The sequence below is a fragment of the Brumimicrobium mesophilum genome, from assembly GCF_003025005.1.
GTDB lineage: Bacteria > Bacteroidota > Bacteroidia > Flavobacteriales_D > Crocinitomicaceae > Brumimicrobium > Brumimicrobium mesophilum.
Genome location: NZ_PVSS01000009.1, coordinates 1 through 20,459 on the forward strand (window position 1 = coordinate 1; position 20,459 = coordinate 20,459).

Here is a 20,459-nt window from a genome sequence, read left to right on the forward strand (position 1 = left end):
AATTATTCAATCAAAGTTTATGGAATGATGTTTTTGTAAGCTTTTTTGACTGAGATTTATGTTTGGAGACCCAAGGCCACGAGAAGCTTCGCTAAATCTCGCGTCAGCTTGGGAGGAAACTCAAAAATTAGTGCTCATTTCTGCCGTTTTTCATACTTCTCAAAGCTCACAGAAGTGGAGTAAAAGGTAAGCCCAAGGCCACGAGAAGGCTTCGCTAATCCGTACAGCTGTCGGATCTNNNACAGCTTGGGGCAAGATTCTTCTCCTCGATAGGTTGAGAATCACTAATTAATTATTTATTCATGAATATTTTAGATTCATATCTATCATCATAACTTATTAAATACGATAATCCATCCTTTATTAAACCTGTCTTGATAAACTTGTTCTTAGCTGAATTGAATAAATATATTCTTTCCTCGCTAAATAAATGAATGTTTTCTTGATAAAATTTATTTTTAACTAGTTTTTCACCCCTTCTCAAAAACTTATCCTTGTGAACCCATGAACTATTTAAGTATAAATATTTTATTTTCAGATCATCATCAAACATTACCCTACTATCATGATTGAAATAATTATTCTCCAATTTCAGTACTCTTCTAAAAGAAAGTATTTTTCTTTGTACAAATGAACGAAAATCATTTTTTCTCAAACTATTAAAAACCATTTCCACATTAAACCTATCCCAATCGTCATCAATTAAATTTAGTGCTTTATTTACTTTGCTCCAGCTTAATGAAACCAACAAACTATCCGTATTGAACCTTATTGTATCATAAGCTTTCTGTAAGTCAATAGAAATAGTAGGATATAAACTTTGATAAAATTTCAAAGAATGACTATCCATTGACGGGCCTGTAATACCGAACACGTGAAGCTTTGTATTCTCTGCCGCTTTATCAAGTAGGTAATTTAAAAATCCGATTTTATATTTTAACTCTCCTCCTATTTCAAAATCATTTGTAGTAAACCTACATTTACAATCAGTAAGTTTATATTGAAAAAAACTATGGTCCACATCTACAATTACAGCCAAGCTAAGAGAGTCCTTCTCAACATGCTCAATCATTTCTCGATAGAACACATATGAGATACTATCAATACTACTATTTCCAAAAAGATTGTATACATCATAATTTTCTTCGAATATATTATCTTTTTGAATAATGCTTTGAGAAAGTAAAAGTTGAGTATTTACACAAAAATATAGAAGCAATAACAAAGCTTGTGATTTTTTCATGGTATTATGGTTTTTCAAAAACAACTTGCCCTTTTCGAGACATCTTTCTAGCCTCTTTAGTTGTAGTACCCTCTCTAGATGTATTTTCTGTTGTAGTTATTCTATAGCTAAATCGTGAGCCAGGAGAGGGAGAATTTCCATTGACAGTTATATTTAATTTATTCGTACCAGAAGGTACGTTTATGATTCCTGATGTATATGAATTTGAGACCTCCCCATTTGCATTAGCACCAGGTAAATTTGCCGTGTCGAAAAGAATATTCCCATTGTTATCTGAAATTTGAATTCTATCACCAATTGGACGATTATCTCCAGTAATACTAAATGACTGAAAACCACTGGAAACAAAAGAGTTAATCGTTTTAAAATCTTGTCCTTCAGTATTTGGTATACCTTCTACATCATTGTTTATTCCAGTAACGTAATCAGTAGGTCTATACTCATAATTAACTTGAATTGAAGATGATGATCCTCCAGGTTTTCTTTTTGATTTTCTTTGTAGTCTTTTTGCTAACCTATTATACCTTCCAACCCTTTCAACAACACTCTCATCAACTTTTATTATTGTGGGTTTAGTCCATGAAGCATCATCGTGTCGTCCACTTCCATTCCCACTATATGAAGTAGATCGATATATGTGTAAGTTATTATCTTTTCGATCTTTTGCAAATTGATCTGCAAAAACTGGGTCGTTTCTTTTTCTAAAAGCTATTTGCATTCTAACTTTAAACCATCCAAACAAACCTCCATTTAATCTCATAGGAACAATTATCCTTTCACCATCAGGATCTTTATGACCTATTGGGTTGTTAGCCACAAAATTATAAGGACTTTGATCAATGTATTCTGATTCCAAAGGATCAGTACTCAACCACCTCCCAACTCTAGGGTCGTATATTCTAGCTCCAAAATCAAGGCTATTCCCCTCTCCTTTAATCTTATCATCTTTCTCCATGCCATTGAAGCCATAACGGTACGAACCTAAACTCAACATCTACTTCGAAATTACAATTTTCTCAACTCTCATAAAACTCTCTTTACCTATTCTTACGAGGTAAATCCCATTTGAAAGTGTGGTTTTGTCAAAGGAAGTTTTAATTTTTCCATCGACTGTGCTTTTAGTTTGACGCTCGATTAATTTTCCACTGATGTCGAATAAATCGATGTACATTTCTGAAGAATTAGGTAGGAAATTTCCTTCAACTATGATTTGATCTTCGTTTTGAATTAAAACTAAAGTTGGGTCATTTGTTAAACTTTCATTTTCTACACTCACCTGACTTTGAAGATTGAAAGAAAATATTCTTGTTTTCCTTGCTCCAAATGCACCAATGTATTCTCCAGTGTACCAAAATTCCTGTCCATTTGGTGATAATGACATGTGAGAGTAATCTCCAAACCGATTTCCTCCCGATTGCGCTGATAGACCTTTCTGAGCCCAAGTTTCTGTAAAAGTGAACTCACCTAAATTATCATTAGAAAAACGTCCTGTTGCTGCTAAACCCGGATATTCCGTAGTTCCAGATACTGAGTATCCCATTCCGATATGACCATTATAATCCATGGCAATACTTCCCAAAAAACGACTATTTCCATCATCAATTGAATAGGTTCCTTGTTGATGAATTCCCCAATCATCTCCATCATTATCTTGACGCAATTCATACCAACGAATACCAGCAGTATTCTCATCATCGATATCTACAACATTACAAAGTAAAACTGTATTATAAGTTGGCCATTTTAAATATTGTGCTCTATAGTTGAAAACTGAAGCGATAGCATCTAATTTTTGATTAGATGCTTGTTGTTCGATGTCATCCCAAGAATTCGTAAATGTTGAATTAAAAGGTACAGTAATAATTTCTTGGTCAATTACAATGGAAGAGTTGTTGGGAATATTCCAATCCGTAGTCATCTTCAAAACTTTTATGTGATCTTCGGTAACTGATCCACTCCACGAATCATCTTGAAACAAAAACATGCTAATTGGAGTTCCATAAGGCGGTAAATCTCCATCCGCATCAGCAGGCAATACACTGTTAAACCCGTATTCTCTAGCAAAATCCGGTAAATCCAAATTAATCATAGAAGCTGTGGGGTCACCAACTAACATTTTATCACGTTCGAAAGCTACAACACCTTTTCCTTGCGTGTTTGATGTCATATAATAACCATCCGACCAAACAGAATACTTTGGATAATCAGGGAAACGGTTAAAGGAAAAAGAATATAAGTGATAAGCTCCAGTTGGATCATCAGATAGTGATACAGCAAGTAGAATTTCATTTGACCCCGTTTGAAATTGGGTAACGACAAATCTATCAGCGTGTCTGTCGTACATCACAATAGGATCTCCAGAATTCGAAGACCCTGGCCATAAATTATTTAACTGGATAACACCAGTAACAGGGGTACCATCTATGTTATATACACGATAAGCCGTATTTACTGCTTGAACATAATATTCATCACTCACAGCTCCTGAAGGATCTGGTGGAAAAGAACCATTCATTCCATCAAAATTTTCTAGTAGATTTACCTCACCACGCGGTTTTTCTGCAGGCCCTTTAGTGCTGAAGTTTTGACTCTTAATTAATGGATCATATTTAAGAGGTAAAGCTGTCGAATCAATATATTCTGGTCGAACTCTATTTTTCCTCACTTTTGCTTCATCGTTATAATAAACTACCGAATTTTCATCATGAATTTGAGGTAAATCCTTCAATGGTTTAGACAAACCCATATAAGTTCCTTGTTTCTTTATTGCATTCGATTTATCCACTTCTTGAGCAAAAGAATTGGTACTTACAGATACGAAGAAAATGGTTATTAAAAAGTAAATATTTTTCATGTTATAAATATACTGAGATTAAACTCAATTTACTAAACGATTTAAGTTGGAAATATTGTAAGGCTAGTTTTTAATGATTAATGGTAAATTATTAATGATTAACGTGAGTGTGTAGACCGAGAGTGCAACCACGAGTTGAAAACTCGCGGTAACACTCGCGGCGACATTCACGGTGACACTAGTGATAGCACAAGTAAGGCTTTGGACTTTGGAAAAAGATGTTAAAAAGAAAAAAGCCATCCTCAAAGAGAATGGCTTGTATAATATGAATATTTAAAAATTCGTAATTATCTACTTGGCGTAGTTAACTGATCTTCTTTCACGAATCAAAGTAACTTTCACTTGACCTGGGTAGGTCATTTCAGTTTGAATTTTTTGTGAGATGGCAAAAGAAAGTTCATCCGCTTTTAAATCGGATACTTTCTCGCTTTCTACCATAACGCGCAATTCTCTACCTGCTTGAATCGCATAAGCTTTAATTACACCGTCATAAGAAAGGGCGTGATTTTCTAATTCTTTAATTCTATTGATGTAAGATTCTACAACCTCACGACGAGCTCCAGGTCTTGCTCCAGAAATAGCATCTGCTATCTGAACAAGTGGAGAAATCATTGTTGTCATTTCTATTTCATCGTGGTGAGCTCCAATTGCGTTACACACATCTGGTTTTTCACCAAATTTCTCAGCAATTTTCATCCCCAAGATTGCGTGTGGCAATTCTGGTTCGTCTTCAGGAACTTTTCCAATATCGTGAAGCAAACCAGCACGTTTCGCTAATTTCACATTCAAGCCTAACTCTGAAGCCATGATTGCACAAATATTCGCTACTTCTCTACTGTGTTGCAATAGGTTTTGTCCGTAAGAAGAACGGTATTTCATTCGACCTACCATTTTCAATAATTCAGGATGTAAACCATGAATTCCTAAATCGATACAAGTACGACGGCCAGTTTCAGCGATTTCATCATCCAAAGATTTTCTTGTTTTCGCAACAACTTCTTCAATACGCGCTGGGTGAATACGACCATCAGAAACCAATTGGTGCATAGATAATCTTGCTATTTCTCTTCTTACTGGATCAAAACAAGAAAGTAAAATTGCTTCTGGTGTATCGTCAACAACGATTTCAACTCCAGTAGCTGCTTCTAAAGCACGAATATTTCTACCTTCACGACCAATAATTCTACCTTTTACCTCATCTGAATCAATGTTGAATACAGAAACAGCATTTTCAACTGCTTGCTCATGTGCAACACGTTGAATAGCTTGGATAATGATTTTCTTCGCTTCTCTGTTAGCGTTCAATTTCGCCTCATCAACAATATCTTTAATATGTGACATTGCTCCTGTTCTCGCTTCATCCTTTAAAGCTTCCATTAACTGTTTTTTGGCCTCGTCGACATCCATTCCTGAAATACGAGACAGCTCTAAAACACGCTTATCTTGAATTTTTTCTAATTCATCTTGTTTGGTCTGAACCAATTGAATCTTTTCTTCTAAAGATGCTGTTTTCGAATCAATGGATTTTTCCTTGCGGTTATTTTCTTCAATTTTTTTCGATAAATTTTTCTCTTTAGCTTTAGTTCTATCTTCTGCAGATTGTAATTTACGCTCACGATCTTTCATTGTTTTCTCGTGACTTTCTTTCAAGTTTAAGAATTTCTCTTTTGCCTGAATAATCTTGTCTTTTTTTATTGACTCACCCTCGGTTTCAGCCTCTTTAAGGATTTGTTCTTTTCTTTTCTTTAATAGTACATTTTGCACTACCACGGCAAGTATGACCCCTACTATCAGCCCTATACTTATCCCTATTATTATTTCCATAATTATTAAAAATTAAAAATCCCAAATCTCTTAAGAGCAGGAATGCTATTAAAAAAAATGGGAAACGTTTATAACAAAATATGCAAGCTTATTATTCTCCTTCTACAGTTTGTGACAATAAGGTTAAAGCCTCTAGCACATCCGATTTTACTACTCGCTCCTTACCATCTGAAGGAGTTGCATTTGCTCGTGTGGCCAATTGCAATGAAGTCATTGCTAATAAATCTTGCATATCTTTTACTGCATAACTCTCTTGTAGCTTTTGAACATTGGTATTAATGTCTTCCACAGCTTTACGGATCTTTTCCTCCTCACCTTCATTGATGGTAAGCGGATAATTTCTTCCGGCAATAACTATTTTAATTGACACTTTACTCATATATATTTATGCTTTCAATCGACCTATACAGTCATCTATTTCCCTAACTAACGCGTCTATTTGAGCTTCATTTCCTTTCTTATCTTGATCTTCAAGTGAAAGGCGTTCCTCATGTTGACGCTTTAAACCATCGTACTTTTCCCTGAAATCTTCAACCTCTTCCTCGCGCTGACCTAATTTTTCATTAAGCAATTGCACTTCTGATGCTAATTTTATGTTTTCAGTTTTAACATCCACTAAAGCAGCTCGCATCTTTGCGACCTTAGACTCTATTTCTGCTATGACTTTTTGAATTTCTTCCATTTTTTGTACGAATCACACAAAGATAATATTTGCATGGATATAAAACAATTATTTTTTCGAATGATTTTTCATGTAGAGGCGCAATGTTTTATAATGTGGAGACGCAATGCATTGCGCCTCCACGATTTAAAATATTACATATTTCTTCTGTACTGCCCTCCTACATCAAACAAAGCACTTGTAATCTGTCCTAAAGAACAGAATTTACTTGCTTCCATTAATTTTTCGAACATATTCTCATTCTTGATGGCTGCTTCTTGAAGAATTGTCAACCATTTTTCTGATTCAGTTTTACGGGCTTCTTTTAAATCAGAAAGCATTTCAATTTGATATTGCTTTTCTTCTTCAGTTGCACGAATTACTTCTTTTGGAACAATCGTTGGCGAACCTGTTGAACTTTTGAAAGTATTTACTCCTATAATTGGAAATTCACCTGTATGTTTCAAGGTTTCGTAATGCAACGACTCTTCTTGAATTTTTGAACGTTGGTACATTGTTTCCATTGCTCCAAGAACTCCTCCTCTTTCTGCAATTCTATCGAATTCAGTTAAAACAGCTTCTTCAACTAAATCAGTTAACTCTTCAATGATGAACGAACCTTGAATTGGATTTTCGTTTTTAGTTAAACCTAACTCCTTGTTGATGATTAGCTGAATTGCCATTGCTCTACGTACAGAGTTTTCTGTAGGTGTTGTAATTGCCTCATCATAAGCATTTGTATGCAATGAATTACAGTTGTCGTAAATTGCATAAAGCGCTTGTAAAGTTGTACGAATATCGTTGAAATCAATTTCTTGAGCGTGTAACGAACGACCAGATGTTTGAATGTGGTATTTCAACATTTGAGCACGTTTGTTTGCTCCGTATTTCTCACGCATTGCTTTCGCCCAAATTCTTCTTGCCACTCTACCAATAACAGCATATTCTGGATCAACTCCATTTGAGAAGAAGAATGAAAGATTTGGACCAAATTCATTGATATCCATTCCACGGCTTAGGTAATACTCAACATACGTAAATCCGTTAGAAAGTGTCAATGCCAATTGTGTAATTGGGTTTGCTCCTGCTTCAGAAATATGGTATCCAGAAATTGATACAGAATAGAAATTTCTAACTTTTTCAGAAATGAAGTATTCCTGAACATCTCCCATTAAACGCAAAGCAAATTCTGTAGAGAAAATACACGTGTTTTGAGCTTGATCTTCTTTCAAGATATCTGCTTGAACTGTTCCACGAACAACAGAAAGCGTATTTTTCTTGATTTCTTCATAAACATCTGCTGGTAAAACTTGATCTCCAGTTATTCCTAACAACATTAATCCAAGTCCATCATTTCCTTGAGGAAGATCGCCTTGATAAACAGGTTGTTTTGTACCCAAAGCATCGAAAATTGATTTTATCTTCTGACGAACTTCATCTTCTAATCCGTTTTCTTTAATATATTTTTCACAAGCCTGGTCAATTGCAGCATTCATGAAATATCCTAACAACATTGGCGCTGGACCATTAATTGTCATTGATACAGATGTTTTAGGATCACTTAAATCGAATCCAGAATACAACTTCTTGGCATCATCTAAACAGCAAATCGAAACACCTGAATTACCGATTTTACCATAAATATCTGGACGTTCAGCTGGATCATTTCCATATAAAGTAACAGAATCAAAAGCTGTTGAAAGTCGTTTTGCTGGCATTCCCAAACTTACGTAATGGAAACGTTTATTAGTACGCTCAGGCCCTCCTTCACCCGCAAACATTCTTGTTGGATCTTCTCCTTCACGTTTGAATGGGAATAATCCGGCGGTATAAGGATATTCTCCTGGTACATTTTCTTGCAATAACCATCTTAAAATATCTCCCCAAGAAGAATATTTTGGTAAAGCTATTTTAGGTATCTGTAAATGAGAAAGTGACTCTGAATGGGTTTGAATTTTTAATTCTTTATCTCTCACTTTAAATTTAAAAACTGGGTCTTTGTATTTTTGAACTGTATCTCCCCAAGTTTCGATTGCCACCATATTGTGTGGGTTCAAATCCATTTTCAATTTCTCGAAAGTTTCAGTCAAACCTTTAACCAATCTATCTTTATCATCCATTTCACTGTCAGAAATAGTTTCAATTGATTTTTGAACGGCATACATTTTATCTGCAACAATCACTTGTGCATCAACCCAACGGTCATAATTACGGTTGCTTTCAGAAATTTCTGATAAATAACGTGTTCTTTCCGGTGGAATAACAAAAATCTTCTCAGACATTTCATCTGTAATCTCGAAAGTAGATTCTAGTTTCGTATCGGTTTTCTCCTTCAATGTTTCCAAAAGTACTTTGTACAATTGGTTCATTCCTGGATCATTAAATTGCGATGCAATCGTCCCAAAAACTGGCATTGAATCTACCGGGTCATCAAATTTTACGTGATTTCTTTGGTATTGTTTACGTACATCTCTCAATGCATCTAAAGCTCCACGTTTATCGAATTTATTTAAGGCGATAACATCCGCAAAGTCCAGCATATCAATTTTCTCTAATTGTGTTGCTGCTCCATATTCTGGTGTCATTACGTACAAACTCACATCAGAATGTTCCATAATCTCAGTATCAGACTGACCAATTCCAGAAGTTTCTAGAATAATCAAATCAAATTCAGCTGCTTTTAGCACCAATAATGCTTCACCAACATATTTTGACAAGGCTAAGTTAGATTGTCTAGTTGCCAAAGAGCGCATGTATACCCTATCGCTAGAAATTGAATTCATACGAATACGGTCACCCAATAAAGCTCCTCCTGTTTTTCTTTTCGAAGGGTCAACAGAAACAACAGCTATTTTTTTGTCATCGAAATCGATTAAGAAACGGCGAACCAATTCATCTACCAAAGATGATTTACCTGCACCACCTGTCCCAGTGATTCCTAAAACAGGAACATTAGCTTTTTCAGCCAAACCGTGCATTTCGTCTAATAGAGCTTTCGATTCTTCAGGATAATTTTCTGCAGCTGAAATCACTTTAGCGATATCTGCATCTTTCTTATTCTTTAGAGTTTTTGGATCAATTTTCACGTTTTGTCCAACTGGAAAGTCAGATTTCTCTATTAAATCATTGATCATTCCTTGCAAGCCCATTTCACGACCATCATCTGGATGATAAATTCTCGTGATTCCATAAGCTTGTAATTCTTCGATTTCAGAAGGTAGAATTGTTCCACCTCCCCCAGCAAATATTTTGATTTGCGGTGCTCCTCTTTCTTGGAGCAAATCGTACATATATTTTAAATATTCTGTATGACCTCCTTGGTAAGAAGTCATTGCAATTGCTTGTACATCTTCTTGAATTGCGCAATTCACCACCTCATCAACACTTCTATCGTGCCCAAGGTGTATCACTTCACAACCGGAAGCTTGGATGATTCTACGCATTACGTTAATAGCTGCGTCGTGGCCGTCAAAAAGTGAGGCTGCGGTAACTATTCTAACTTTATTCTTTGTTTTATAAGGTAATATTTTCTCCATAATTTCAAAATACTGAATACCCGCAAATATAATGAGTTTATGTTGAAATGAGCTTGGTTTTACTTGGTTATTTCAAAAGAGATGGAAGGAGACGGATATTGTATAAATGGTAAAACTTGAAGCTGAGTCTATGCATCTCCAATTGTTAAAACGTGAATTATTTAAACATTAGTAGTTCAGAAGTTGAGCAAGGTCACAAGATGAAATTTGTCATTTGAATTAATAAACTGTAGATTTATATTTTATATTAAACTACATTATGAAAAATCTACTAGTTATTTTACTCATCGCTTTTCTTGCATTGGGATGCAAAAAAGAAAATAAAATCGAAAAGAATCTTTGGAATAATGGAGGAGAATGGGAAATCAAATCATTTGAACAATCAGCCTATAAAATCCCTGCTTCACAATTTGACTATTCGACATTAATCAGCAATGGAGGCTCTATTCAATTTAATAAGGACGGAACTGGAAAATTCAAATACTCAGAAGAATTAGCAGAATATTTAGAGATTATTATATACGAAGAACAAATCAACGCTGATTTTACCTATCACTTTACTGAAAATTCGATTTTCTTTATTTTTACAGATGCTCAAGGCGCAGCTTTTGACTTAGAGTGGGAAGAGGACAAAATGATCTACAGTCACAATGAAACTCATGTTGATTACGATCTTGATCAATTCAATGATACGATTCCAGGATCAAAAGTAACATCCATTTATTCGATGAAGTTTAATTGTGAGAAAAAGTAAAACTCAAACACTAAAATCATTAATGATGCAAAGATTAATATTTATAACACTTACACTTTTCTTAATATTCTCGTGCAGCAAAGAAAAGAAAATAGAAAGAAATCTATGGAAGAATGGTGGCAAATGGGATATCGTAAAATATGAAGAAATTGTAACTTCTAATTGGCCAGCTAACGAGAAAAATGAAGTAAATGAAAATATTGGAATTTTCCAATTTGAAAAGGATGGGTCAGGTTGGATGATAGATTCTGATGGTTATGACGCACAGAAGTCAAATTTCAAATACACAAATTCTGATTCAGAATTAATATTAGATTTCTATGAATTTGAATCAACACGTACTTTTGATATTGAATGGGAGAAAAATTCATTAATTCTTACCCGAAGTGGTACTTCTACTTATACACCCAATGGTTCAAGTATAGAAATTACAGACCATCGCATGTATAGGCATACTTGTGAGAAAGAGTGATAATATTTTAACTTTCAAAAAAGTGAAATTCTGTCTGCCAAATAGTAAAAACAGATTTAGGTCTTTAAAAAGTCTCATTTCTTTTCATAATTCTCTATTTTAACGGAAAATTACACAATCTATTTATGAAGAAGCTTTCAGTTGCACTGTTCTATATATTCTTTTGCTTTTCATTTTTCGCGCAAGAATCAAATCGAAATCACCTTATCCATATAGGTAACACGCCAATTCAAATAAAAGGATCAATTGCACAAAACTGGGAGAGCCTAAAAAATGATTTAACTATTGAATTTGAAGGAGATTTTATTGTTTTACTTCAATTTAATACAATTCCATCGGAAGAAAACAAAGCTACATTATTAGCAAACGGTATAGAATTACTAAAATATATTCCAAATTTCAGTTGGGTAGCCCGTGTTAAACCAAGCACAGACATTCAAACTTTAACTTCAAATAATGTTCGAAATATTACGAAAATCAATTCTGATTGGAAAATAGTGAGTGAATTAAAATCTGGAGATATCCCTTTTTATGCAGGTTCATTAGACAAAGTAAATGCCCGAGTAGTGTTTTTCGCTTCAACTAAAAACACCTCATTTCAATCAATTTTAAATAAATACAGTGTTACAATTACAAAGGAAGATAACATTTTAAATAGTGTTGAATTGAGTACATCTGCTTCTGAATTAATAGATTTGGCAGACCATCCTTTAGTTCAATTCATAGAATTTGTTGATCCTCCGATTCAAAACGAAACCATTCTTGAAGAGTCTGAGCGAATTATAAGCACTTACATTTCCAATAACCCTGGAAAGAATTATTACTTCGATGGATCAGGAGCAAATATTGCAGTTGATGAAGGTGGAATATTAGACCCAATTGAAAACCCAAACTTTAGAAGTAGAATTGATAGAAGTTTTGAGAACGCTACGACTCCAAGCTCACATAAAACGAACGTAGGAACCCGAATGGCGAAAGCAGGAAATCTGAATCCTACAGAAGAAGGAACTGCTTTTGGAGCAAGTCTATTTTCTGGGAGCATCAACACTCAAGATGCCGCTACGGGAGGAATGAATATCGTCAATCGTTCTTATGGATGGGGATGTCCATCAGGAACTCAAACCTATAACGCCTCATCTTCCACTTATGATTATTACGTTCGTACATACCCAACATTTATCATTACACATTCTGCTGGAAATGCTGGAACAAGCAATTGCTACGCGGGATTATTTAGCTGGGGTAACATTACAGGAATGGCAAAAATGGCCAAGAACATTTTCAATGTGGGGTCTTCAGGTGATAATGGTGAATTAACCAACTTTAGCAGCAGAGGCCCTGCAAAAGATGGTAGAATTTTACCGCATATTATTGCTCCAGGTCAAGGTGGAACTTCCTATGCTTCTCCCAATTTAGCAGGTGTTTTCGCACAATTAATTGAAGCTTATCGTTTTCATAATAGCAACACCACTCCTTCAGCAGGTTTATTGAAGGCAGTAATCATGAATACCGCCGATGATATGTTAAATCCTGGGCCGGATTTCAAAACTGGTTTTGGACATGTGAATGCCAGACGAGCTTATGAAGTAATAAAAGAAGGAAATCATATTGAAGCATCCATAGCAAATGGAGCAAATAACAGCCACAACATTACGGTACCAGCAAATGTAAAGGAAGTAAAAGTGATGGTTTATTGGGTTGACTATGAAGCTACATCGGGAATAACGACAAGATCTTTGGTTAATGATTTAGATATCACACTTACAGAGCCAAGCTCTAATAGCTATCAACCATGGGTTCTGAATCCTTCGTTTAACCCCGCTACATTGAATCAAAATGCTGTTCGTGCAACAGACACGTTAAACAATAACGAACAAATAACAATTACTGACCCTCAAGCAGGAAACTACCAATTAAATGTGCAAGGGACCATGATTCCACAAGGTCCTCAAACCTACTTCATGACTTATGAATTCGTTTATGACGACATCATTGTAACACACCCACATGGAGGAGAAAAATTTACACCTAATGAGACTCAAAGAATTAGATGGGACGCTGTGAGCAATGGACAAGATTTTGAGATTTCTTACAGTAATGACAACGGAAGTACTTGGAGTAGCATAGCAACTGGAATAGGAGAAGCCGAAAGATATTACGATTGGAATGTGCCACAAGATTTAACAAATACTGCCCTTATCAAAGTTGATAGAGGAAATTCAAATGGACAAAGTGATACAACTTTCACTATTGCTCAACAAGCTGAAAACTTAATTGTAGCATGGACATGCGCAGATTCATCAATGTTTGTTTGGGACGACTTTCCAAATGCAGATGGATATATTGTTTATCGTATTGTTGGAAACTATATGGATTCTATAATGTACACAACTTCGAACTCAATAATTATTAACGGTTTGTCCTCAACAGAAATCGAATACTTTTCAATCGCAGCAGTTATTAATGGTGTTACCAGCAGAAGAGTAATTGCTGTTGAACGAGCACCTTCAGATTTGAATTGTAATTCGAATGACATTGGAGCTACCAAACTTATTACGCCTGGAAGTTTAAATTTCCCTAGCTGTATGAGCAATGGATTATCAATTAAAATTAATTTAAGAAATTATGGTGTCAATTCAATTGACACTTTACCTATTGGATATCAGTTAAATGGAGGTGCAATTTATTTAGACACCTTGTTTACAAATTTATCTTCTGCAGCAAATTATGAGTACACATTTAATTCTTCAGTCGATCTATTACCAGGCAGTAATACCCTTGCAGTTTGGACACATTTAAACGGAGATTCTAATATATTAAATGATTCAATCGTGAATGACATTATTGTTTATTCAAGTACGGGTTCAGGACCTTATTTAGAACAAACCTTTGACAACTTCAATAATTGCAGTACCTCTTCAAATTGTGAAATAGGCACATGTATTTTACAAGATGGTTGGTACAATGTTCCAAACGGAACAGGTGATGATATTGATTGGAGAACACAAGATGGATCTACAATTTCGGCAGATACAGGACCCTCATCAGACCACACATCTGGAAATGGTAAATATTTGTATATCGAAGGGTCAGGGCCATGTAATAACTCTACTGCAAAACTAATGTCTCCATGTATAGACTTGACTGGAATCACCAATGCACAACTTTCATTTTGGTATCATGCTTACGGAACTTCAATTGGAGAATTACATGTTGACGTTTTAGCAGATGGTGAATTTTTTGAAGATATAATGATTCCTGTTGTTGGTGAAAAAGGGGATTTATGGATTAATCAGATAGTTGATCTTTCGCAATTTAGCAATCAAAATGTGGTCATAATAATTAGGGGTTCAAATGCATCAAGCGGATGGACATCTGATTTGGCAATCGACGATATTAATATATCTCCAGCTCCAATCGCAGAATTCACAGTAAACGAAACAAATCTTTGCAACAATGGCTCCACTACCATTTCCAATACTTCTACTTATGCAACTTCTTACGAATGGAACTTCCTACCAAACACTGTGAGTTTTGAAGCAGGAACAAATAACAATTCTGAAAATCCTGAAGTTAGTTTTAACGCTTCCGGCCTTTACACAGTTGAACTTATCGCAACAAATACAGTTGGTGACGATACATTAACTTATGTAGACCATATTTATGTTTTCGAAGAGCAACCTCAACTTTCTGGAAGTCCATTTTGTAGTGGTGACTCAGTAATAGTTCAAGCAAATAATTTTGGTGAATTTGTAGAATATTATTTGAATGGCAATTTAGTTTATTCTGGAACAAATGCTTCTCATTATTTTGAAAATGCAGTTGAATCAGATGAAATATATGTTACCTATAACGTGAATGGAACTTGCTCACTTCAATCCGACACATTAACCATATCTTTTATCGATGTTGAAGTAGGAATAACTCAATCTGGATTTCAATTGAATGCAGATGCTGTTGGTGCGAAATATCAATGGGTAGATTGTTTGAACAATTTCTCTCCAATTCCAGGAGATACCAATGCGACCTTTACACCAACTCAAGATGGAGAATACGCTGTTGAAGTAACTCAAAATGGTTGTACTCAATTATCTGATTGTATTGAATTCAATCAGAGTACTTTTTACGACTATGCTAGCGACAGTGTAAATGTCTTTCCTAATCCAACGAAAGATGGGGTTAGACTTCAATTTGGCACCAAGAAAGAACAAGTAAACATTCAGATCTATTCAATTCTAGGTCAACTCCTTACAAAAATAACTGTTCAAGACACCGATAATATTGAAATTAATCTCCCGTTCGAATCCGCTGTTTACATGATCCATGTTGAAACAGAAGATGTAGATAAAGTGTTTAGAATTGTGAAGAATTAAAGAAAAAGAATATACTGAGAAAAACCGTTACCGCATAATCTCGCAGTAACGTTAAAAAAAGCAATAACCTACAATTTGTAATTAATAATCCCCAATTAGCTATGGGTTCATCACCTTGGTTTGGTGGCGAATAGATTCTTGGTGAATGGCATCTAAAACACTTCTTAAAAAATCGATAGTCAACTCTAATTCCTTAGCTTGAGAAAGCCTTTGATTAATCATTCTCTTCCAGTGATCAGATTGAAGAATTGTGATGTTATTTTCTTTCTTGTAGAGACCTATGTCTCTAACTATTTCCATTCTTTCTTTTAACAATTTGAACAGTTGATTGTCTAATTCAGCAATTTTGCTTCTTTGAAACCCAATAAAATCAAGTTCTTCAACTTTTATATCCGCTTTTCTCAATATGAGTTGCTGCAACAATTCACTCAACTTTTCAGGTGTAATTTGTTGTTGGGCATCGGACCAAGCTTTGTCAGGATTGTTATGTGTTTCAATCATCAATCCCGCAAAATTTAAGTCCATAGCCTTTTGGGAAACATGAAGCAATCCGTCTCTTCTTCCAGAAATATGACTAGGATCACAAATAACTGGTATTTCTGGTAGTTCTTCAGTTAAACCAATTGGAATTTCCCAATTCGGTACATTTCTATATCTCGGATGTTTATAAACTGAGAAACCTCTATGAATGGCAATCAAATCAGTTATTCCGGCTTTTTGAAATCTTTCGAAAGCACCAATCCACAGCATGAGATCAGGATTTATTGGATTCTTCACCATAACTGTAATTTCTGTTCCTTGAATCGCATCGGCAATTTCTTGAACTGCAAAAGGGTTTACAGTGGTCCTTGCTCCTATCCATAAAACATCAACACCCGCTTTCAAAGCTGCTTCTACATGTTTAGCATTTGCAACTTCTGTCGTAACAGGTATTCCAACCTCCTTTCCTGCGTTCACGAGCCACGGTAAACCTATGGTACCAACACCTTCAAAAGAATCTGGTCTGGTTCTAGGTTTCCAAATTCCACCTCGAATTAATGCTGGTTTAGAAATAGCAATTGATTTCGCTATTTCCATCACTTGATCCTCACTTTCAACACTGCATGGACCTGCAATTAAAAATGGTCGCTTATATCTTTTTAAATTATTTTGTAAATCCAATTTCATTTGCTCTATCAATTTCTTATTACATCAACAACTAAGTATCGAAATAGATTTCTTTTATATTAATTTCAAGACTGGATTAGGCTTTTTTCTTTAAAGCTAAAAAAATGGCTAGACCAGCGATGCTAATAAAAACGGCATGTTTAATCTCGAATCCAGCCAAAGTAATATCATAAAATGTAATAGCTACTAAGGCTAATCCCAAAATAACGCGGAAATTGATTTTCATAATTTCACCAATTGATTTTTGCGAATTGTGCTCCTTTGATCACTAGGGTATCAAAAACATTAATATCTGAAATAAATTTCGCTGTAAATATACCTGAAAGATAATTTTCTACATCGTTAATTTCTTCAAAAGCAACAAAACCGCTATGCAAAGTTGAGTAATTAATATTATTCAATTCTCCTATAGAAAATGTAGTTGAAATTGGTCTACCACCTAAAGAATCTCCACTTCCAAAATTAACATTTACCGAAATTGTATCATTATCAAAACTAAAAATCCAATCAGGTGTTTTTGACAAACTAAAATTATTGAATGAAATTTGCTGGTCGTTTATTTCAGCGGAAAGATAAGTATCAATAATTGTTGGAACAAAATCGCAAGGTGGACAAACACCTCCACAATCAAGTTTTTCTTCTTTTTCCGGAGTAAAAATACCATCAGAACATGATTGCTCATCTTTATTGCAAGAGAATAGGATCAATGCAAAGGTAAATAGTATAGATAAATTAGTCTTCATTTATTTCAGCGATTACTTTATTATATTTGCACAAAACTCAAAAATACTGAAAATACCCACAACATACAAAACATTAAAAGGCACTTCAGAAGGTCAATATAAGGAAAAAGGTTCTAAGTTTATTGGAATTGCAATTAACTGTGAGGACGAAGAAGAAGCAAAACAGATTTTAGCCCAATGGAAAAATGATCATCATCAAGCCAGACATTTATGCTATGCCTATCGGTTTGGTATAAAACAAGATGTTTTTCGAGCGAATGATGACGGAGAACCGAGTAATTCTGCTGGAGCACCAATATTAGGTCAAATTCAATCTTTCGATTTAACCAATGTTTTAATTGGTGTTGTCCGATATTATGGAGGTAAAAAATTAGGTGTTGGAGGATTAATAAATGCCTATCGAACGGCTGCCAAGGAAGCTTTAGAAAATGGAAAAATAATCAAAGAAGTTGTAAAAGATCGCTTTGAATTATTTTTCAACTATCAAGATATGGCTTTAATCATGGATGTTGTAAAAGACAGTGATGCAAATATCAACAAACAAATTTTTGAGAATGATTGTTACCTACAAATAGCAATCAAAATAGAATCGACTGAATTACTTTTATCTAAACTAGAATCATTTGATTCACTAAAAATTGAAAAAATTGGCACATTTTAAACCAGAATTACTAGAGCAATTAATAGAAGTTAGGGGAGCTTCAGGAAATGAAGGAGATATTAGGGATTTCATTCTCGATTATATTGAATCCAACAAAAAATCTTGGAAAAGCGAAGTTTCGGTGCATTATGGAGAAGGATTTCAAGATGCCATTGTGCTGATATTTGGAAAACCAAAAACGGCTGTTTTCGCACATATGGATACAATAGGTTTTACAACGGCTTACAACCAAAATCTCATTAAAATTGGCGGACCAAGAGCCATTGATGGGATGAAGCTAGTAGGAAGTGATAGTCAAGGTGAAATTGAAACCGAACTTATGATTATTGAAGATGACGAAGGAAATACAAGTTTGAAATATGTTTTCGATAGGGAAATTGACAGGGGAACAGATTTAACATTCAAACCGAATTTCAAATTAACAGAACAATATGTTCAAACACCATATCTAGATAATCGTTTAGGCGTTTTAAATGCATTAACAATCTGCGAAGACATAGAAAATGGTGCAATTGTATTTTCTACTTATGAAGAACATGGCGGTGGATCAGTTGGATTTTTAGGCCGTTTCTTATACAACAGTTTCAATGTTCGTCAAGCATTAATTTCGGATATAACATGGGTAACAGATGGTGTTAAACATGGAGGAGGTGTTGCCATTTCAATGCGTGACAAAGCTATTCCAAGAAAGAGCTTCCTGAATAAAATTATTTCTATTGCAAAAGAAAACGACATTCAATTCCAATTGGAGGTTGAATCTGCTGGAGGAAGTGACGGTTCAATGCTACAAGACACGGATTTACCTTTTGACTGGTGTTTTATAGGCGCTCCGGAAGACAATGTTCATTCGCCAACTGAAAAGGTTTACTTAAGTGACATCGAGGAAATGATAAAGCTATACAAGGTCTTAATGAAAGAGATGAATAAATAATGGTTAATGATAAATTATTAATGTTTATCGGCACTTTTACTAATGGTTAAAGTTAAATTATTAATGTTTAATGGGTTTGGCATTGAATTTCGACAGCTTAGAAATTGTGTCTGATTTTGAAGAAGTCCAACTCAACTCGCGTTAATAATTAAATCGTAAACATTAATAATTAATAAAATTCTCCGAGAGTGCTTTCAAAATCTGTATATTTGAGTAATTACATAAAAATTTAACATTAAACTATGAAAAATAAGAATTTCGCATTCATTGCAATGGGTGCTTTGTTTTCTCTTGCTTCTTGCGCCCCTGTTTATAAATGTGGGGAAGAAAAACCACCTGGAGAAATTGCGGGAAGTAAACGATTGGTAGAAGTTGTTGAAGAACGTGATGAATTGTGTGAAAACTTGAGTATCAAAACAGAGGAAAACGATTTTTTAATTAGAAACAATCAGAAATTAGAAGTCGTTAACGATAGTTTATCAACTATTAATGCAGACTTGAAAGAAGAAAATGCTTTAACAAGTAAAAAGCTCAAGAATCTAGAAAGCGAACACTTGAAATTAAGCGAGCGCTATTCAGATGCTGTAACTAATAATCTGAATCAAGGTCACTTATATGATGAAAGAATCAAAGAAAAAGAAAGAAAACTTGCTGAAAAGGAAGCTGCTTTAAGTGAAAGAGAAGGTGAAATCAAGAAATTAGAAGAAGAAATAGCTCGTCAAGATTCAATTGCAAACCGATTGAATAGAGTTTTACGTGAAGCTTTACTTGGATTTGATGGAGATGAATTGACAACTGAAATAAAAAATGGAAAGATTTACGTTTCGATGTCAGATAAATTGATGTTCCAATCAGGAAAAGCAAATGTTCAAGCTAAAGGAAAAGAAGCATTGGAAGCATTGGCTGGAGTATTAAAGAAGAACAAAGAATTCCAAATATTGGTTGAAGGTCACACTGACAATGTTCCAATTAAAACAGCGCAATACAGCGACAACTGGGATTTAAGTGTAGCACGTGCCACATCAATGGTAAGAATATTACAAGATGAACACGGACTTGATCCAGATAGATTGACTGCATCTGGTCGTGGAGAATACGAACCTAAGGCGTCTAATGACTCTTCCGCTGGAAAAGCTAAAAACAGAAGAACAGAAATTATTTTATCTCCAAATTTAACGGAAGTTATGGAGCTGATAGGTAAATAAAAAGTATTCATTAAACGACGAGTTGGTAACTCGCT

General features: G+C 34.7%; 16 protein-coding genes. 6 read left to right on the plus strand and 10 right to left on the minus strand.

What is annotated here, in order from left to right; all coding sequences use genetic code 11:
* Window positions 1-292 precede the first annotated feature (292 nt).
* The 7 genes from C6368_RS10230 to C6368_RS10260 all read right to left on the minus strand — a co-directional run bounded on the left by C6368_RS10230 (window position 293) and on the right by C6368_RS10260 (window position 10,118).
* A complete protein-coding gene (locus tag C6368_RS10230) occupies window positions 293-1,243 on the minus strand; it encodes a hypothetical protein (protein ID WP_107039111.1) in 951 nt (316 codons plus the stop codon).
* Window positions 1,244-1,247: 4 nt separating this feature from the next.
* A complete protein-coding gene (locus C6368_RS10235) occupies window positions 1,248-2,237 on the minus strand; it encodes an RHS repeat-associated core domain-containing protein (protein WP_107039112.1) in 990 nt (329 codons plus the stop codon).
* Complete coding sequence (locus tag C6368_RS10240) at window positions 2,238-4,097, minus strand: T9SS type A sorting domain-containing protein (RefSeq protein WP_107039113.1); 1,860 nt, start codon at window positions 4,095-4,097, stop codon at window positions 2,238-2,240. It lies immediately after the preceding gene.
* A 291-nt stretch (window positions 4,098-4,388) separates the two neighbouring features.
* Window positions 4,389-5,921, minus strand: coding sequence for a ribonuclease Y (gene rny, locus C6368_RS10245; protein ID WP_107039114.1), 1,533 nt, complete (start codon window positions 5,919-5,921; stop codon window positions 4,389-4,391).
* A gap of 91 nt (window positions 5,922-6,012) precedes the next feature.
* The gene (locus C6368_RS10250) at window positions 6,013-6,300 is read right to left on the minus strand and encodes a cell division protein ZapA (protein WP_107039115.1); all 288 of its coding nucleotides are present in this window, start codon (window positions 6,298-6,300) and stop codon (window positions 6,013-6,015) included.
* 6 nt (window positions 6,301-6,306) lie between these two features.
* Window positions 6,307-6,603 (minus strand): hypothetical protein, encoded by a 297-nt coding sequence (locus C6368_RS10255; protein ID WP_107039116.1) that lies wholly within the window; start codon window positions 6,601-6,603, stop codon window positions 6,307-6,309.
* Window positions 6,604-6,737: 134 nt separating this feature from the next.
* Window positions 6,738-10,118 (minus strand): methylmalonyl-CoA mutase family protein, encoded by a 3,381-nt coding sequence (locus tag C6368_RS10260; RefSeq protein WP_107039117.1) that lies wholly within the window; start codon window positions 10,116-10,118, stop codon window positions 6,738-6,740.
* A gap of 259 nt (window positions 10,119-10,377) precedes the next feature.
* On the opposite strand from C6368_RS10260, the gene C6368_RS10265 reads away from it, so the two are divergent.
* The 3 genes from C6368_RS10265 to C6368_RS10275 all read left to right on the plus strand — a co-directional run bounded on the left by C6368_RS10265 (window position 10,378) and on the right by C6368_RS10275 (window position 15,717).
* Window positions 10,378-10,872, plus strand: coding sequence for a hypothetical protein (locus tag C6368_RS10265; protein WP_107039118.1), 495 nt, complete (start codon window positions 10,378-10,380; stop codon window positions 10,870-10,872).
* 25 nt (window positions 10,873-10,897) lie between these two features.
* Window positions 10,898-11,344: a hypothetical protein gene (locus C6368_RS10270; protein WP_159038546.1), complete on the plus strand. Its 447-nt coding sequence runs from the start codon at window positions 10,898-10,900 to the stop codon at window positions 11,342-11,344.
* Between the two features lie 125 nt (window positions 11,345-11,469).
* On the plus strand, window positions 11,470-15,717 hold the full coding sequence (locus C6368_RS10275) for a S8 family serine peptidase (RefSeq protein WP_107039120.1): 4,248 nt from the start codon (window positions 11,470-11,472) through the stop codon (window positions 15,715-15,717).
* A gap of 99 nt (window positions 15,718-15,816) precedes the next feature.
* On the opposite strand, the gene C6368_RS10280 is transcribed toward C6368_RS10275, so the two are convergent.
* From C6368_RS10280 to C6368_RS10285, 3 genes are all read right to left on the minus strand, one after another.
* Window positions 15,817-16,884: a bifunctional 3-deoxy-7-phosphoheptulonate synthase/chorismate mutase type II gene (locus C6368_RS10280; RefSeq protein ID WP_107039121.1), complete on the minus strand. Its 1,068-nt coding sequence runs from the start codon at window positions 16,882-16,884 to the stop codon at window positions 15,817-15,819.
* Between the two features lie 76 nt (window positions 16,885-16,960).
* Window positions 16,961-17,110, minus strand: a complete 150-nt coding sequence (locus C6368_RS17295) for a hypothetical protein (RefSeq protein ID WP_159038547.1) — start codon at window positions 17,108-17,110, stop codon at window positions 16,961-16,963.
* Between the two features lie 4 nt (window positions 17,111-17,114).
* Window positions 17,115-17,627, minus strand: a complete 513-nt coding sequence (locus C6368_RS10285) for a hypothetical protein (protein WP_159038548.1) — start codon at window positions 17,625-17,627, stop codon at window positions 17,115-17,117.
* Here C6368_RS10285 and C6368_RS10290 point away from each other — a divergent pair.
* The 3 genes from C6368_RS10290 to C6368_RS10300 all read left to right on the plus strand — a co-directional run bounded on the left by C6368_RS10290 (window position 17,572) and on the right by C6368_RS10300 (window position 20,424).
* Complete coding sequence (locus C6368_RS10290) at window positions 17,572-18,288, plus strand: IMPACT family protein (protein WP_199851620.1); 717 nt, start codon at window positions 17,572-17,574, stop codon at window positions 18,286-18,288. The two genes, C6368_RS10285 and C6368_RS10290, sit on opposite strands and share 56 nt — an antisense overlap.
* Window positions 18,275-19,219 (plus strand): M20/M25/M40 family metallo-hydrolase, encoded by a 945-nt coding sequence (locus C6368_RS10295; RefSeq protein WP_107039271.1) that lies wholly within the window; start codon window positions 18,275-18,277, stop codon window positions 19,217-19,219. Before C6368_RS10290 ends, C6368_RS10295 begins: the two co-directional genes overlap by 14 nt.
* 242 nt (window positions 19,220-19,461) lie before the next feature.
* Window positions 19,462-20,424, plus strand: coding sequence for an OmpA family protein (locus tag C6368_RS10300; protein ID WP_107039123.1), 963 nt, complete (start codon window positions 19,462-19,464; stop codon window positions 20,422-20,424).
* Window positions 20,425-20,459 lie beyond the last annotated feature (35 nt).